15 protein-coding genes are annotated in these 15,161 nt (G+C 66.9%); 8 read left to right on the top strand and 7 right to left on the bottom strand.

Features of this window, described 5'->3' with window-relative positions; translation table 11 throughout:
- The first annotated feature begins 100 nt into the window (after positions 1–100).
- The 5 genes from WQQ_RS24435 to WQQ_RS18110 all read left to right on the top strand — a co-directional run bounded on the left by WQQ_RS24435 (position 101) and on the right by WQQ_RS18110 (position 5,506).
- On the top strand, positions 101–253 hold the full coding sequence (locus WQQ_RS24435; RefSeq protein ID WP_007186704.1) for a hypothetical protein: 153 nt from the start codon (positions 101–103) through the stop codon (positions 251–253).
- 45 nt (positions 254–298) lie between these two features.
- Complete coding sequence (locus WQQ_RS23270) at positions 299–580, top strand: hypothetical protein (RefSeq protein ID WP_007186703.1); 282 nt, start codon at positions 299–301, stop codon at positions 578–580.
- A 474-nt stretch (positions 581–1,054) separates the two neighbouring features.
- Complete coding sequence (locus WQQ_RS18120; RefSeq protein WP_007186701.1) at positions 1,055–2,152, top strand: hypothetical protein; 1,098 nt, start codon at positions 1,055–1,057, stop codon at positions 2,150–2,152.
- A 128-nt stretch (positions 2,153–2,280) separates the two neighbouring features.
- Positions 2,281–4,182, top strand: coding sequence for a DUF885 domain-containing protein (locus WQQ_RS18115; protein ID WP_007186700.1), 1,902 nt, complete (start codon positions 2,281–2,283; stop codon positions 4,180–4,182).
- 235 nt (positions 4,183–4,417) lie between these two features.
- Positions 4,418–5,506 (top strand): helix-turn-helix transcriptional regulator, encoded by a 1,089-nt coding sequence (locus WQQ_RS18110; protein ID WP_007186699.1) that lies wholly within the window; start codon positions 4,418–4,420, stop codon positions 5,504–5,506.
- Between the two features lie 33 nt (positions 5,507–5,539).
- On the opposite strand, the gene WQQ_RS18105 is transcribed toward WQQ_RS18110, so the two are convergent.
- Positions 5,540–7,801: an Ig-like domain-containing protein gene (locus WQQ_RS18105; RefSeq protein ID WP_007186698.1), complete on the bottom strand. Its 2,262-nt coding sequence runs from the start codon at positions 7,799–7,801 to the stop codon at positions 5,540–5,542.
- Between the two features lie 224 nt (positions 7,802–8,025).
- Here WQQ_RS18105 and djlA point away from each other — a divergent pair, with 224 nt between their 5' ends.
- A complete protein-coding gene (gene djlA / locus WQQ_RS18100; protein WP_007186697.1) occupies positions 8,026–8,826 on the top strand; it encodes a co-chaperone DjlA in 801 nt (266 codons plus the stop codon).
- A gap of 76 nt (positions 8,827–8,902) precedes the next feature.
- Here the strand turns inward: djlA and WQQ_RS18095 are convergent, their stop codons facing one another.
- Positions 8,903–9,349: a DoxX family protein gene (locus WQQ_RS18095; RefSeq protein ID WP_007186696.1), complete on the bottom strand. Its 447-nt coding sequence runs from the start codon at positions 9,347–9,349 to the stop codon at positions 8,903–8,905.
- Between the two features lie 130 nt (positions 9,350–9,479).
- Here WQQ_RS18095 and WQQ_RS18090 point away from each other — a divergent pair, with 130 nt between their 5' ends.
- Positions 9,480–10,409 carry a LysR substrate-binding domain-containing protein gene (locus WQQ_RS18090; RefSeq protein ID WP_007186695.1) on the top strand — a complete coding sequence of 310 codons (930 nt, stop codon included), beginning with the start codon at positions 9,480–9,482 and terminating at the stop codon, positions 10,407–10,409.
- Positions 10,410–10,451: 42 nt separating this feature from the next.
- On the opposite strand, the gene WQQ_RS18085 is transcribed toward WQQ_RS18090, so the two are convergent.
- The 4 genes from WQQ_RS18085 to WQQ_RS18070 form a co-directional block, all read right to left on the bottom strand.
- Positions 10,452–10,682 (bottom strand): hypothetical protein, encoded by a 231-nt coding sequence (locus tag WQQ_RS18085; RefSeq protein WP_007186694.1) that lies wholly within the window; start codon positions 10,680–10,682, stop codon positions 10,452–10,454.
- A gap of 381 nt (positions 10,683–11,063) precedes the next feature.
- On the bottom strand, positions 11,064–12,206 hold the full coding sequence (locus WQQ_RS18080) for a PQQ-dependent sugar dehydrogenase (protein WP_007186692.1): 1,143 nt from the start codon (positions 12,204–12,206) through the stop codon (positions 11,064–11,066).
- A 103-nt stretch (positions 12,207–12,309) separates the two neighbouring features.
- On the bottom strand, positions 12,310–12,864 hold the full coding sequence (locus WQQ_RS18075) for a c-type cytochrome (RefSeq protein WP_007186691.1): 555 nt from the start codon (positions 12,862–12,864) through the stop codon (positions 12,310–12,312).
- An 80-nt stretch (positions 12,865–12,944) separates the two neighbouring features.
- Positions 12,945–13,496, bottom strand: a complete 552-nt coding sequence (locus WQQ_RS18070; RefSeq protein ID WP_040454824.1) for a DUF2058 domain-containing protein — start codon at positions 13,494–13,496, stop codon at positions 12,945–12,947.
- A gap of 158 nt (positions 13,497–13,654) precedes the next feature.
- Between WQQ_RS18070 and WQQ_RS18065 the strand changes: the two genes are divergently transcribed.
- Complete coding sequence (locus WQQ_RS18065) at positions 13,655–14,050, top strand: MAPEG family protein (RefSeq protein WP_007186689.1); 396 nt, start codon at positions 13,655–13,657, stop codon at positions 14,048–14,050.
- Between the two features lie 99 nt (positions 14,051–14,149).
- On the opposite strand, the gene WQQ_RS18060 is transcribed toward WQQ_RS18065, so the two are convergent.
- The gene (locus tag WQQ_RS18060; protein WP_007186688.1) at positions 14,150–15,082 is read right to left on the bottom strand and encodes a DMT family transporter; all 933 of its coding nucleotides are present in this window, start codon (positions 15,080–15,082) and stop codon (positions 14,150–14,152) included.
- Between the last annotated feature and the right edge of the window lie 79 nt (positions 15,083–15,161).

Here is a 15,161-nt window from a genome sequence, read left to right as displayed (position 1 = left end):
TTGAGCTCTATTTCACTTTTGTGACGTCTTACTATCGCTAGGATGGCTTTGCAGTCGCCCGCGCGATTCGCTCCGCATTTCTTTAGCCAAAGGGCCTTCCATGTCACAAACTTTCGTCTCCCTTCCCAACTTCATCCCCAGCCTTCCCGATATCGACGCGTCGCTCGCGACGATCGAACAGGCATTCGCATCGTTCATCACGCTCGATCCTGACGTGCGGCAGTCGATTCGGAAGATGGGCGACAAGTCGTAGCCGTTCTGTCGCCAGACGCTCACGCTGTTACAGCAGAACCCTGCGGTGGTGCCGCCGAGCCTGGACGTGGTGGAGATGCAGAGTGATCTGGCCAATGTGGATGCTTTGCGCCCGCGCCTGATGCGTTTGACCAAACTCGTGCGAATCGGTGAAGACACCGAGATGGCGCTGGGCAGCGATGTCATGGTTGCGAGCGCCATCGGCTATCGCTATTTGAGCATTGCGGGGAAGGATGAGGGTCTGGAAGATCTTCTCAACCAGATTTCCGTTCGCTGGGAGCGCAAGCGCAGCAAGAAAGGCGACCCTACGCCGGGTGCGGACGAATGATGAAGGCGAAGGGCGCTTCTGCGCCCCAGTAGCCGTGGACCTTCACCCGTGAAGCTCTTCAGCTCCACGTGTGACCCTTTCAGGTGCACGGCAGAAGCAGCGGAGCTGCATCGATGCACCTTGGAGCTGCGCGGGAACGGGTGGCTACCTTTAACACCGAAGGTCTGGACCTTCATGCCTTGAGCTCGAGACCTGCTCCCGCGCAAACCAGAGCTTCATGCATGCAGCTATTTGATGCATCGGTGGACGTACCGAGCTCCATCAATGCAGGTCGCAAGCTTTGACGATGCAGCCTTGTGGTGCATCGATGGAGGTCAGTACCTCAAATGCGGTTTTGAATCACGCTCTGGCGGATGCAGGCATTCGGTGTCGTTCATGTAGGCCTGCCAGACTGGATTCCCGCGTTCACGGGAACGACGGGTTCATGGATGAGCGGGTACGACGGAACGTACAGGCTACAAGGAGTGTGACGGCATGGCGGGAGTGGCAGGGACGAAGCACGCCGCCTGGGGCGCGGTGCTGTGCATGGCGGTGACGACGAGCGGCTGCGCAACGCTCGGCAGCCAGCGGCTCGAGCACGATCAGGTCGACTACGCGCGCTCGCTCGATCGCGCGCAGAAGCGGCAGACGCTCTCGAACATCGTCAACCTGCGCTACGCCGACACGCCTTCGTTCCTGCCGGTCACCCAGGTCATCGCCGCGTATTCGTTCGACGGTTCGGCCAACGCGAGCCTCACCGGCAGCACGATCGAAGGCAGCGGCACCGCCGGCACGGCCGGTGCGTCGATCGGCTATTCGAACCATCCGACCTTCACGTTCACGCCGACCACGGGCGAGGAGTTCGCGGCCGGCTACATCCGCCCGCTCGCGCCGGCGCTGGTGCTGCCGCTCGTGCAAAGCGGCGTGCCGATCGACCTCTTGCTGCGCATCGTCGCGCAGTCGATCGGCGATCTGCAGAACAGCGCGGCGCTGTCGGGTGCGAACAACTCGGGCTCGCTGGGCTTCTTCGAGCTGATCCACACGCTGCGGCGCCTGCAGCTCAAGGGCGCGCTGACGGTGCGCTTCGAGCGCGCGGAAAGCGGCAACCGCGTGTTTCTGGCGATCGATCCGACACGCAGCGACGACGACGCCGTGACCGCCGATGCGGTCACGGCGCGCAAGCTGCTGCATATCGCCGACGGCACCAGGGAATTCGAGATCGTCTACGGCGCCGTGCCCGAGCGCGGCGCCAAGGTGGGCATCGTCACACGCTCGGTGATCGGCATCCTGACCGAGATCGGCGCGCAGATCGAAGTGCCCGAGGCCGATATCGTCGCCGGCGCGACGACCCCGACCGTGCGCCTGCTCGAAGTCGAAACGCGGCCGACGATCATCGTCCACGTCGGCAGGCAGGCTCCGCCCGACGCCTATGCGAGCATCGTCTACGGCAATGGCCCGCAGGCGCAGTGCTACTGGATCGACCGCCGGGATTTCGATTCCAAGTTCGCGTTCTCGGTGGTGCAGAACCTCATCGCGCTCGCCGAGACGAGCCAGAGCAGCAAGGCGCCGATCGTCACGATTCCGGCCGGCTGATCCGCGCGACCCGAGTCACGCACAAGAGGGAAATCCCCGATTCGCTCGATCGGGCGCGCCGTTAAGCTGCGGCATTGCGCGGCCGCCGCCGGCCGCGCCACCGTCCAGAATCCCGGAGAGAACCCCTCATGCGCCTTGCCCTTCCGTTGGCCCCGACCGCGCTGTGTGCCGCCACGCTCGCCTTCACGGCCGCTTTGGCGCTGAGCGCCTGCGGCAAGAGCGCCGAGCCGCCCGCGGCCCGGCCCCAGGCGAGCGCGACCGCCGCGCCGACGGCCGAGGAGATCAAGGCCGAGACCGATCGCATCAACGAGTGGTTCGGCAAGAAGTACGAGGAGGAGCTGGCCTTCAGCCCGATCGCGCTGACTTTCCTCGGGCGCAAGGAGCAGTACGACAAATTCGACGACATGTCCGAGGACGCGGACGACAAGAAGCGCGCCTGGCGCAAGGGCACGCTGGACGAGCTGCAGTCGCAGTTCGCCTACGCCAAGCTCAGCGACGAGGCGAAGATGTCGTACGACATCTGGAAGTACCAGAGCGAGCAGCTCGCGGCCGGCGAAGCCTTCCGCCTCAACGGCTACGTCTTCGACCAGATGAACGGCGCGCAGTCGTTCATCCCGACCTTGCTGATCAGCTTCCACAAGGTGGAAAACGAATCCGACATGCTCGCCTACATCGCGCGCCTGGAGGCCGCACCGGTCGGGCTCGACCAGCTCGTCGAGCGTGCCAAGAAAGCGGCCGAACAGAAAATCCGTCCGCCGAAGTTCGCGTTCGAAGGCGTGATCGACCAATCGAAGAAAGTCATCGCGGGCGCGCCGTTCGGCCCCGGCAAGGATTCGGCGATCTGGGCCGACGCCAAGGCCAAGATCGCCGAGCTCGTGAAATCCGGCGCGATCGACAAAAAGCGCGGCGACGAGCTGCAGGCGCTCGCCAGGACCGCGCTGGTCGACAGGTTCAAGCCTGGCTACGAGCGCCTGATCGCCTGGGAACAGGCCGACATGGTCAACGCGCCCGAGAACGCCAGCGGCGTCGGCACGACGCAGCCCAACGGCAAGGCGTACTACGAGTTCGCGCTGGCCGACAACACCACCACGCACATGACCGCCGATCAGATCCACGAGCTCGGGCTCAAGGAAGTCGAGCGCATTCGCGGCGAGATGACGGCGCTCAAGGACAAGGTCGGCTTCAAGGGCGATCTCGAGGCCTTCTTCAAGTTCATCGACAGCGACAAGCAGTTCCGCTTCCCGAATACCGACGCCGGCCGCCAGGCCTACATCGATACCGCGACGGCCGATCTCGCGAACATCAAAAAGTCGCTGCCCGATTTCTTCGGCGTGCTGCCCAAGGCCGACCTCGTGGTCAAGCGCGTCGAGCCGTTCCGCGAGCAGGACGGCGCGGCCCAGCATTACTTTCCGGGCACTCCGGACGGCTCGCGTCCGGGCGTCTACTACGCGCACCTGTCCGACATGAACGCGATGCCCAAGACCGAGCTCGAAGTGATCGCGTATCACGAGGGCCTGCCGGGCCATCACATGCAGATATCGATCGCGCAGGAGCTCACGAGCGTGCCGCTGTTCCGCACCCAGGCCGGCTTCACCGCCTACCAGGAGGGCTGGGGCCTGTATGCCGAATGGCTCGCCAAGCAGATGCCCGGCACCTATCAGGACCCGTATTCGGATTTCGGCCGCCTGAGCTCGGAGATGTGGCGCGCGGTGCGCCTGGTGGTCGACACCGGCCTGCACGCCAAGGGCTGGACCGAGCAGCAGGCCGTCGAATTCTTCGACGCCAACACCTCGATTCCGCTCACCGCGGTCAAGTCCGAAGTGCGCCGCTACCTGATCATGCCGGGCCAGGCCACCGCCTATAAGGTCGGCATGATCAAGATCCAGGAGCTGCGCAGGAAGGCCGAAACCGAGCTCGGCGACAAGTTCGACATCAAGGGCTTCCACGACACCGTGCTCGGCGGCGGCGCGCTGCCGCTGGAGTTGCTCGAACGCCGCGTCGATCAGTGGATCGCGAGCCGGAAGAGCTGAAGGCGGCGCTCGCCGCGATTGCGGAGCAGGACTTCGACAAGCCGGTCCGACGCCGATTTTCCCATTGTTGTCATAGGCCTACTGAAGTAACCTGCCGGCGCCTGGCCAGGACGGCGGCCCTCTGTCGATTACGGCGGATGAGTTCCGGATTGCCCCTGGGCCAGGAAAGGCCCGGCGCAATCACAGCGGGGGCATGCGGCGCATGGTGGCTTGGGACGAGGCTCGGATACAGGCTTTGGCGGACGCTTTCCAGACCGCCGCGCTCGACGGACAGGGTTGGTACGGGGCGCTCGAAGGCCTGGCCGAGGCGACCGGATCGCAGACCGGGGAGCTGATCGGCCTCGGGTCGGACGCGGCGGTTCCGTTCAACCTCATGACGAACATCGACCCGGATTTCCTGACCGCTTTCGCGGCCGATGGCGGCGGCGATCCGCGCATCAACCCCTACGTCCGCGCCGGGGTTTCGGCGCCGGTGCTGCAGGTGCTCGCGGATCCCGACTTCATGTCGGCCGAAGACTACCGGCGCAATGCCTGGTATCACGAGTTCCTGCTGCCCTGGAACGTCCCGCACATCTGCCTGACCACGCTCGAGCGGCGCGACGCGACCGTGATCGGGCTGGCGGTCGGGCGCTCGCGCGCCAATGGCCCGATCAGCGACGAACAGCGCGCCGTCTTCACCACGCTCGCGCCGCACGTGCGCGTCGCCGTGCGGACCCAGATGGCGCTCGAGAACCAGGGCGCCCGGCTGCTGAGCCGGGCTTTCGAGGGACTGTCGATGATCGCCTTCGTCTGCGACGGCCGCGGTCGCGTGCAGGCGATGACGCCCGCGGCCGAAGACCTCGTCGGCGCGAATGGCCCGCTGCATCTGCGGCGCGGGCAACTCGAGGCCGCCGGCAAGGACGATGCCGCGGCGCTGTCGAAGGCCATCGACGCCGCCGCGCTGGGCATCGCCGTGCCCGGCGCGCCGGCCGCCTCGACCGTCGTGCTGCGCGGCAAGGCGTCACCCCAGGCGCTCGTGCTCGAAGTGGTCCGCCTGCCCGGGCTCGCGCACGAGTTCACGTTCACGCCGCGCGTGCTGGTGGTCGGACGCATGCAGCAGGCCAGCCGGACCCAGCGCATGCAGACGCTCGCGCAGGCCGTGTACGGGCTGACTTCGGCCGAGGCCGAAGTCGCCGTGCGCATCGCCGCGGGCCAGTCTCCCGAGGAAATCGCGGCCGTGCGCACGGTCGCCGTCGGCACCATCCGCGCGCAGCTCAAGACCGCCATGTCCAAGTGCGGCGTCCGGCGGCAGGCCGAACTCGTGAGCCGCCTGGCGCAGCTCTGACGGACCCGGCCGCCGGCCGGGTCCGTCGCTCGCTCAGAACGATCCCGGGAGACGCGTTCCGGTGATCACGCTGTTGCCGGAGCAGCTGCCGTTGGGGCCGGAATAGTTCCAGGTCAGCGTGCCGGACAAATGCGTGCTGTCCGGAATCCGCACGCTGAGCGACTCGGTGGTCGATCCCTTGTCTTCCGGGCCGTCCGGATAGGTCACGCTCAGCGAGCCCGACAGGCCGCCCGCGTCGTCCACCGAGCCCATGTTCAGATTGATGGTCTGGCCCGCGTAACTCGCCTGGTAATGCGTATCGGTGATCTTCGAGACACCGACGGTTTCGGTCGTGTCGGCCTCTTCGGAGCACAGGCCGCGCGGGTTGCTCGAGGTCAACGAGCGGTCGATCTGCAGGCTCCATGCGCCATCGAACTTGCGCTTGATGTTGACGGCGACCGTGGCCACGCGCGAGTAACCGTTCTCGTTGCGCGCCCGGTACTTGAACTGGTCGGGGCCGAAATACTGGCCGGCCGGCGTGAAGACGAAGTCGCCGTCGTTTTCGATGCGAACGCTGCCGTGCGCCGGGGCGTTCACGACCTCGAGCGTATCGGCGCCGACCGTGGTCAGGGTGGAGCCGGCGGCGACGCCCTGGATGACCTCGATCGCCGCGTCCTCGGCCTCGGGCAGATCGATCGACAACGTGGCCTCGAAGGGCTTGGGTTCGGCATCGGGACGCGTCAGCGTGAAGCTGAAGTCGACTTCCTCGCGCGGCGCGTTCGCCGCCGAGAACTCCAGCCGCAGCAGCTCGCCGGCCGCCGACGCCTCGCCACCGACCGCGACGTCGCCCGAGGAGATCGAGCCGATGCCGATGCTGCCGGCCGGCACGTCCTGGGTTTCCTCGGTCAGCAGGCCTTCGAGCACGGCGGACAGCGGCGCCGGAACCAGCGGCAGCTTGGCGATCGTGGAGCTGATGCGGTTGAACAGGCTCCTGACGGTGGCCAGCTGGCTCTCGTGGATGCGCAGCAGGCTCTGCGGACGGAAGTAGAGCGGCTCGCCGTTTTCGAAGGCCAGCTTCTGCGTGGCCTTGGCCGTCAGCGCCTTGACGCGCATGAGGTTCGCGGCGCGCGCATCGTCGTCGTTGTCGGGCGCCGATGCCGGAAACAGCGTGAAGCTGAACTCCACCCTGCAATTGCCACGGATCGCGCTCAGGCCGTTCTGGAGCGCGGAGCCCTGGTCGGCCTGCTTCCAGATATAGACGAAGCCGCCGCCGGCCAGGACCGCGCCGATGATGCGCGAGGCCGGGTCCGGCCCGACGACGACGGCTTCGAGCCCGACTCCGGCCAGCACCACCACGGCGGCCAGTCGTGCGAGCCCCCCGCTCGCCCCGGCGATCGCCGAAGCGCATGCCGAGGCCGAAAACGCCTTGGCCGCCGACAGGCCGGCCGTCGCCGTGGCGGTGTCGCCCTGCGCGTAGCCGTTGGCGATCAGCCGCTGCGCGACCGCGCCGAGCACGGAGTCGTCGGTGGTTTCGAGCAGGGACAGCGAGTCGGCGACGTCGGCGCGGCGCGCGCGCAAGGCCTCGAGTTCGGCGGCGCTCATGCCCGCACCGTCGTCGGCTTCGAGCTGCGCGAGATCGGCGGCCGTGGATTCGAGCGCGGCGCGCACGATCGCGCGCGGGTTGGCGACGTTCGCCGAGCCCCCCAGCTCGACGTCGAACTGCCATGGGCGGCCATTGAGCGTGGCCTGCAGCGTGGTGTTGCCGGCGGCGGCGTCGGCCGGCACTTCGAACCACAGCAGGCCGGTGCCGGCGTTGTGCAGCGTCACCGCGCGGCTGCCGAGCGTCGCCTCGTAGCTTTCGCTTTCGAGCGGCAGCGCATCGGCGAACAGCACCGCGACCTGGCCCGGCACGAGCCGCTGCTGGCCTTCGCCCAGCGACAGCGAGGCCGCCGTCGCGGTGACGGCGATGGTGACGCGCGCGGTGCCGCTGCGACCGCCCGCATCGGTGGCGGTCGCGGTGCAGACCACATTGCCGTTTTCGGTGACGGTGGGAGTCAGCAGCATCGAACCCTGCAGGGTGCCCCGATCGCAGGACAGGCTCGGCGTCAGCGCGGCGCCCGCCGCATCGACGGCGCTCGCGGCGAGCGCGACGAAGGCGCCGCCTTCGACGGTCTGCGGCGTGGCGGTCAGCGTGACGCGCGGCGCGGCCGTGTCCGGAGCATCGCTGCCTCCTCCGCCGCCGCCTCCGCAGGCCGCGACGGCGATCGCCGCCAGCGCAACGCCGATCCGCGCCCGCATGGTTCTGATGAATGACATGAGCCCCCTCCTTCGTTATCGGATTAGCCAGCAGGAGCGCACAGCGACGCTGCGCCCTCGCGGCGTGAAAACCGGGGCAACTTAGCCAGACGCCCGCGAGCGGTCATTGCCCAAATGGGGAATGCGACAGGACCGGGCCGAGAGCCGATGCCGAGCGGGCGACGGAGGCCATCCGCGGCGCGAAAATCCTGCGCGGGCGTCACAGCCGTTACCATAAGCGGCTTATGAACTTCCTCATCTGGCTTGGCGGCTTCATCGGCCTGCTGTCTGGCGGCTGGCGGGGCCTGCTCATCGGCGCCCTGATCGGTCTGGCGCTCGGTCGCCTGCTTCCGCTGCTGCTCGTGCGCTTCGCGGTCGGCAAGATCAATCAGGTGCAATCGCTGTTCCTCGACTCCACCTTCGCGGTCATGGGCGCCATGTCCAAGGCCGACGGCCGCGTCTCGGCCGAGGAAATCCGCGCCGTGGAAGCGCTGTTCGACCAGCTGCGGCTGTCGGGCGAGGCGCGCGAGGCCGCCAAGGTCTCGTTCAATCGCGGCAAGTCGCCGGGCTTCGATCTCGACGCCGAAGTCGCCCGCTTCGCCGCCGCCGCGCGCGGCCAGCGCGTGCTGCACCAGATGTTCCTGCAGATGCAGCTCGCCGCGCTCGCGGCCGACGGCCAGATCCACCCGGCCGAGCACGCGCTGCTGCTGCGCGTGGCACGCGGCCTGGGCTTGTCCGAAACCGAGCTGCAGGCGCTCGAGGCGATGCTGCGCGGCGGTGGCGGCGGCTACGCGGGCGGCGGCGCGTCGAGTGCGTCGCAGGCTTCGGCGCTCGACGATGCCTACCGCGTGATCGGCGTTGCACCGGCCGCCAGCGACGCCGAGCTCAAGCGCGCCTATCGCAAGCTCATGAGCGAGAACCATCCGGACAAGCTCGCCGGCAAGGGCCTGCCCGAAAGCATGCGGGCGATGGCCGAGCAGAAGACGCGGGCGATCACCGCGGCCTACGACCGCATCGAGAAAGCGCGCCGGGCCGCGGCGGCTTAAGGTGAATCGCCCCGTGCGAGACCCCCATGAAAACGCCGCCTTTCGGCGGCGTTTTCATGGGTGAAGCCAGAAGCGCTCAAACCTTGCGAAGCTGGCGGTCGACGCTCCAGGCGCCGGTGCCGTGGACGAGGTAGCCGAGGAAGCCACCGGCGATCGCGATGTTTTTCCAGAACATGATCCCCTGCACCTGATCGGCGAAATCGGCGTGGAAGATCAGTGCCGAAACGACGCTGAAGCCGGCGAGGACGAAAGCGGCCCAACGCGTATAGGCACCGGCCAGAATCGCCGCGCCGCCGAGCACTTCGACCACGATCACCAGCGGCAGCAGCGCGCCCGGAACGCCCATCGCCTCCATGTAGCCCTGGGTGCCGGCGTACTGGCCGAGCTTGGACAAGCCCGAGATCAGGAAGATGGCGGCCAAGCCGGCGCGGCCGGCGACGTCGAGGGCGTTGCTGATGTAGGGCTGGCGGATCGGACGGTTTTTGTAGCTGCTCGCGGCGGCGGCGGCGGTTGCGGTGGTCATGGCGGTCTCCCTCAAAGTTGGATGGATGTTGCTGCGTGGCGAGCAAGATAGATTCGGGACAATTCCTTGATAAGCCGGCCAGATCACGACAATCTGTTCCACCTGCAGAACAGTGATGGAACGATGACCGATGGAAGATCTGAACGATCTCTACTACTTCACCGAAGTGGCCCAGCGCGGTGGTTTTTCGGCTGCCGCAAGGGTGCTGCAGATTCCGAAGTCCAGGCTGTCGCGGCGCATCGCCGAGCTCGAACAGCGGCTCGGAGCCCGGCTCATGCAGCGCTCGACACGCCGGCTGCACCTGACGCCGATCGGCGAAGACTTTCTGGCGCGTTGCAAGGCGATGGTCATCGAGGCACAGGCCGCGCAGGAACTCATCGAGCGCGGCGTCGCCGAGCCGCGCGGGCGCTTGCGGATCTCCTGCCCGATCTCGCTCGCCCAGGGCGCGCTCGCCCTCGCACTGCCGGCGTTCCAGGCGCGGTTTCCGAAAGTGCAGATCGAACTCGAAGCCACCAACCGGCGGGTCGACGTGATCGCCGAAGGCATCGATGTGGCGATCCGGGCGCGAGCCGCAGCGGCGCAATCGGCCGAACTGGTGTCCAAGCCGCTCGGGGTTTCGCGGCGTTACCTGGTCGCCAGCCGGTCGCTGGTCGAATCGATCGGAACACCGCAGACGATCACCGACCTGCAAGGCTTCCCCAGCCTGGCGCAGACTTCGGCCGACGGTCGCTATTTCTGGAAGCTCAGCGGGCCGGGCTCCGAAGCGGGCTCGAGCCCTGAGCCGGTCAGCGTCGAGCATCACCCGCGCCTGATCACGGATGAGATGACGGTGCTGCGCGAAGCCGCGATCGCCGGCGTCGGGCTCGTGCAGCTGCCGCAGCTGCTCTGCGAGGACGCTTTGGCCGACGGGCGGCTGCTGATCCTGCTACCCGACTGGAAGGCCGAGCACGACCTGATCCACGCCGCCTACTTCTCGCGCCGGCAGAACATTCCGGCGGTGCAGGAGTTTCTGCGCTTTCTGGGTGAGCAGATCGGTCCGCTGTTGCCGCAGCCGGACTGAGGCGGCTCCGACGGCGGAGCGCTCGGCCCCGGCCTCCCGATATCAGTTGCGGCGGGATACCTCGGTACCGATGGCGGCCGGGGCACAGTAGGAAGCATCATCGGCATTGCCCCAGATACGGCAGACGGTTTGCCGGGTCGTCGGCTCGGCTGCAGCCTCGTAAGGCAGTGCCGATGACGGATGGCCGGTGCTCGCACAAGCGCTCAGCTGCAGAGCGGCCAGCAGCCCCGATGCGAGCTTGAACCTGAAAGCGCCGAATTGCGTGCGGGTCATGGCGATCACCTCGATTGCGGGTCCGCTGGGGACGTTTGAAACCTGCGATCAAAGTAAACGCGGAACAAAGCCGAGATAAGCCGCCTCAACTACGACTGTCCGTCCTATCAATAGAACAATCACCAGAAAGATGACTCGCGCTTTGCCGGGTTCACTCCGCCACGATCAGTGCCCGGCCGTCTCAAGCTACCGCCAAAGCCAATGACTGCGGTCATCGGGTGGGTCCGTCGAACCCCGCATGCTGAGGTTTACCGGATGTGAATCGGCCCTTGAGCGGCACGCCGCGCATCGAGCCGCATGCCGCGCCGCTTCGCGCCGATGCCGGGCGGCAGCGGGCCGCCAGGCCCGAGTTCGCGAGCCGCGGGGAGCCCGGGAGCCCGGTTACCCGCTGGGTGTGAGTTTGAACAGCTGAGCCGAATCGCCGTCTTCGAGCACCCAGATCGCCCCGTCCGGGCCCTGCTCCACCTCGCGAATCCGCTCGCCGAAATCGAGGCGCTCGGCCTCGCGGGCGCTGTCGCCATCGAAGTCGATGCGCACGAGCCCGTGCGAAACCAGCCCGCCGATGAAGCCGTCGCCGCGCCAGGACGGAAACATCGAACCGCTGTAGATGATGAAACCGGCCGGGGCGATGACCGGGTTCCAGCTCGCCTCGGGCGCGTTGAATTCGGGGCGCGTGTCGTGATCGGGAATGTCGGAGCCATCGTAGTTGTTGCCGTTGGAGACGATCGGCCAGCCGTAGTTGCTGCCGCGCTCGATGCGGTTGAGCTCGTCGCCACCCTGCGGTCCCATCTCGTGCGTCCACAGGCGGCCGTCGGTGTCGAAGGCGATGCCGAGCAGGTTGCGATGTCCATAGCTCCAGACCTGGGCCGCGACCGCGCCCTGGTCGGCGAACGGATTGCCGTCCGCCGGCGTGCCGTCGTCCTTGAGCCGTAGCACCTTGCCAAGGTTCTGCGCGAGATCCTGGGCGGGGCTACCGAGCTGGCGCTCGCCCGAAGTCAGGAACAGATCGCCATTCGGGGCAAACGCGAGGCGGTGGCTGTAGTGCCCGGTGCCGCCGACTTTCGGGGTCTGGCGCCAGATCACCTGCAGATCGCGCAGCGCGGCTCCACCGTCGGACGCGAGTTCGAGCCTGGCGCGAGCCAGCGCAGCGCCCCGCGTACCGCGCTCGCCGGCCTCGGCATAGCTCAGGTAAACCCAACCGTTCTCGGAAAAACGCGGATGCAGCACCACGTCGCCCAATCCTCCCTGCCCCCCATAAGACACTGCGGGCACGCCGGAGACCGTTCGGGAACTGGTTCCATCCTGAGTCACCAGGCGCAAGGTTCCGCGGCGCTCCGTCACCAGCATGCGGCCATCGGGCAGGAAACTCATCGCCCAGGGCTGATTGAATCGGGCGACCGAGGTTTTGTTGAGACCGGTCGGGATACCGGGACCATCGTCCACGCCATCGTCTGAGCCGCCCCCCGAGCAGGCCGCCAAACCGGCGAGCAAGGCCAGGCCGGCCATCTTCAAAGATCGGTGCATAGTCTTCTCCTGGGGTCGCGGCAGGGCGCCAGGAACGGCGGGCGCGACGACGGACGCTACGCTCGACCGGCCCGCTTGAACACGCTATGAATCCCGAAGTCGCTCAGCGAAACGGCAGCATCGAGCGCTCTTCGCGCACCGCGTCCATCGTGTCCGGCAGCCTGCGCGCCTCCTCGACCAGCTGCACGGTGATCGGCTTGTAGCCCGGAAGCGGCGTGTTGAGTTCTTCGGCGACATAGCGGATCACCGCGACGATCTGCTCGTTGGTGAAGCGCGGGCCGAAGCGGGGCATCATGCCGAAGTAGTACTGGTCGCCGACGAGCACATCGCCCCAATACGGCCCATAGATGATCGCGTGGGCCACGTAGAGCTGGCCTTCGCGCAGGCTCATCCATTCGGAGAGCCCGGTCAGCGGCGGAAAGCCGTTGCTGCCGTCGGTCTTGCCCTTGCCGTCGGGCTGGTGGCACAGCGCACAGCGATCCAGGTAGATCGTCTGGCCGTTGGTTGGGGTGTAGATGACCCGGTTCGGGTTGACGCTGTTGCGCACCTGCCCTTGCGGGGTCTGCGCGATCGTATTCGCGCCCGGCGAAATCGCCAGCAACAGAATCCAGCTGCCAATGATGAGCCGCGACCGGCGGCTACGGATGCGTGATCGCATTCGTGATCTCCCGTCGGTGGGTAGATCACGATGAAGCAATTATCAAGCCATGAAGCGCCCGTCAGGTCCGCGCTGCCGGCTCACCACATCAAGTCGTCGGGCACCACGAAATCCTTGTATGGATCGTTGTCGTCGACGGGCTTGCTTTCGACCGCCTCCGGCTTGGCGACGACCGAGTGCGGATCGCGCTCGCGCACCCGCTCGGCGATCGCGGCCGGCACGATGTGATAACGGCCATCGGCCCGCACGATCGCGATCTCGCCCTTGCCGAAGCGCGCGCGCAGCGCCGGGTTGACCGGAATGCGGCGAATCTTCTTGCCGTCGATAAAGTTGTAGTAGTCCTCGCCCTCGGGCATCGGCAGCCGGTTCTGCTCGACCAGCTGCTTGATCTGGGCGCGCATCTCCTTTTGCTTGAGCTTTTCCTGGGCGATGCGGTTGAGCTCCGCATCGCGCGCCGCCTTGGCGGCCTCGGCCGCCTGGAGGGCGGCGATGCGCTGCTGCTCGGCGGCCGCCGCGGCCGGGTTCTTGGCCTGTTCGCGGCGCTGCTGGCCCTGGTGCTTGCCGGCCTGCTTGGCCTGCTTTTCGTTGATCAGACCGGCAGCGAACAGCTGGTCGCGCAGTGACAGACTCATGGCGAACGAAAAAGTGAACGTGGGGAGGGCGTAATCGTCCACGACCACTGGCGCTGCCGCAAGTCCGCAGTCGCGCCTGGGGGCGCTATGCTCGCCTCGGGCTCGTCCCGATCCGAAAAACACACTGCCACAACAAGGGGAGAAACAACGTGACTGCAATGGTCGCCGTACTGCTGTTCGCCGCCTGGACGCTGCTGCTTGCGATGATCTACGTGGTGCCGCGCGTGCCACCGGTGATGCTGTTCAAGAAGCCGGCCGATTCATGGACGCGCGGCAAGCCGAATACCGATCCGGCGATTCTGGTGCGCGCCCAGCATGCGCATCTCAACGCAGTCGAAAACCTGCCGGTGTTCGCGGCCATCGTCGCCATGGCCATGCTGATGAACCGCGCCGACGCGGTCGATCCGCTGGCCGCCTACGTGCTGTATGCACGCGTCGGCCAAAGCCTGGTTCACCTCACCGGCACGAGCTTCATCCAGGTGCTGCTGCGCGCCACCTTCTATTTCGCGCAGGTGCTGCTGATGGCCTGGATGATCTGGCAACTGGTCGGCTGAGCAAAGTACCCCGGCCCCTCATCTCTCTCCAGAGAGGGATGAGGGGCCAACTGGAAGCACGGTCAGTCTACCGAGCGTCGCCGGGCGACCCAATAGTCTTTACCGGCCGGCAGGCGCTTTTTGCCTGGACAACAACCAGATTCCGGCCAGAACGAGCCCCGTTCCCGCCATCTGCAGAACACCGATCGGCTCTCCGAGCAGCCAGTAAGCCAGAAACACCGTCGACACCGGCCCGATCATGCCGGCCTGTGCCGCCGTTCCGGGCCCGACCCGGGCGACCGCGCTCATGGTCAGGAATACGGGCAAAACCGTGCAGGCGGTGGCGTTGACGAGCGAAAGCCCCCAGACCGGAGCCGACTGCATGAACAGCGTCGGCCACGGACGCAGCAGCGCGTACTGGATCAGGCAGGCCACGCACGACACCGGCATCACCAGGGCGACCAGGCGCATCGGCCCGATGCGGCGCACCACTTCGCCCGACAGCAGCAGATACAGCGCGTAGCAGAGCGCGCTCGCCATCACCAGGCCCGAGCCGAGAATCACCGCCGAACCGCCGAGGTTCACGTCGTGCCAGAACACCAGCACGATGCCGGCGTACGCGAACAGCAGCGAAAACCACTGCATGCGGCTGACCTTGCGCTTGAACGCGAGCACGCCCAGCAGCAGCACGAAGCTCGGCGTCAGGAACAGGATCAGCCGCTCGAGCCCGGCGCTGATGTATTGCAGGCCCATGAAGTCGAGCATGCTCGACGCCCAGTAGCCGAGCAGGCCGAGCGCGACGATGCGCGCGAAATCGCTGGCGCCGATCTTCGGTCCACTGCGCCAGGTGGCGATCGCCACCGCGATGAAGAACGGCACCGACAGCAGCATGCGCAGGCCGATCACCGTCACCGCATCGCTGCCGTGCTGGTAGAGCAGCTTGGCGACGATGGCCTTGCCCGAGAAGAACACCGCGCCCACGCTCGCGAGCAGCAGGCCGCTCAGCTGCGCGGCGGACGGCCGCGGGGCGGCGGAAGAAACATCGTTGGACACGGCGGAACCGGCGAAAACGGGCCGCGATTATAGGCCCTCGCCCATCCGGACCCAGGCGCATCGCAATATCGGATGCACC

This window comes from Hydrocarboniphaga effusa AP103 (assembly GCF_000271305.1).
GTDB lineage: Bacteria > Pseudomonadota > Gammaproteobacteria > Nevskiales > Nevskiaceae > Hydrocarboniphaga > Hydrocarboniphaga effusa.
This window is presented reverse-complemented; position numbering and strand designations above follow the sequence as displayed.

Coding starts and splice junctions, on each gene's coding strand:
- WQQ_RS24435 (WP_007186704.1), top strand. CDS start 101: ATGTCACAAACTTTCGTCTCCCTTCCCAACTTCATCCCCAGCCTTCCC.
- WQQ_RS18120 (WP_007186701.1), top strand. CDS start 1,055: ATGGCGGGAGTGGCAGGGACGAAGCACGCCGCCTGGGGCGCGGTGCTG.
- WQQ_RS18115 (WP_007186700.1), top strand. CDS start 2,281: ATGCGCCTTGCCCTTCCGTTGGCCCCGACCGCGCTGTGTGCCGCCACG.
- WQQ_RS18105 (WP_007186698.1), bottom strand. CDS start 7,801: ATGTCATTCATCAGAACCATGCGGGCGCGGATCGGCGTTGCGCTGGCG.
- djlA (WP_007186697.1), top strand. CDS start 8,026: ATGAACTTCCTCATCTGGCTTGGCGGCTTCATCGGCCTGCTGTCTGGC.
- WQQ_RS18095 (WP_007186696.1), bottom strand. CDS start 9,349: ATGACCACCGCAACCGCCGCCGCCGCCGCGAGCAGCTACAAAAACCGT.
- WQQ_RS18090 (WP_007186695.1), top strand. CDS start 9,480: ATGGAAGATCTGAACGATCTCTACTACTTCACCGAAGTGGCCCAGCGC.
- WQQ_RS18085 (WP_007186694.1), bottom strand. CDS start 10,682: ATGACCCGCACGCAATTCGGCGCTTTCAGGTTCAAGCTCGCATCGGGG.
- WQQ_RS18080 (WP_007186692.1), bottom strand. CDS start 12,206: ATGCACCGATCTTTGAAGATGGCCGGCCTGGCCTTGCTCGCCGGTTTG.
- WQQ_RS18075 (WP_007186691.1), bottom strand. CDS start 12,864: ATGCGATCACGCATCCGTAGCCGCCGGTCGCGGCTCATCATTGGCAGC.
- WQQ_RS18070 (WP_040454824.1), bottom strand. CDS start 13,496: ATGAGTCTGTCACTGCGCGACCAGCTGTTCGCTGCCGGTCTGATCAAC.
- WQQ_RS18065 (WP_007186689.1), top strand. CDS start 13,655: ATGGTCGCCGTACTGCTGTTCGCCGCCTGGACGCTGCTGCTTGCGATG.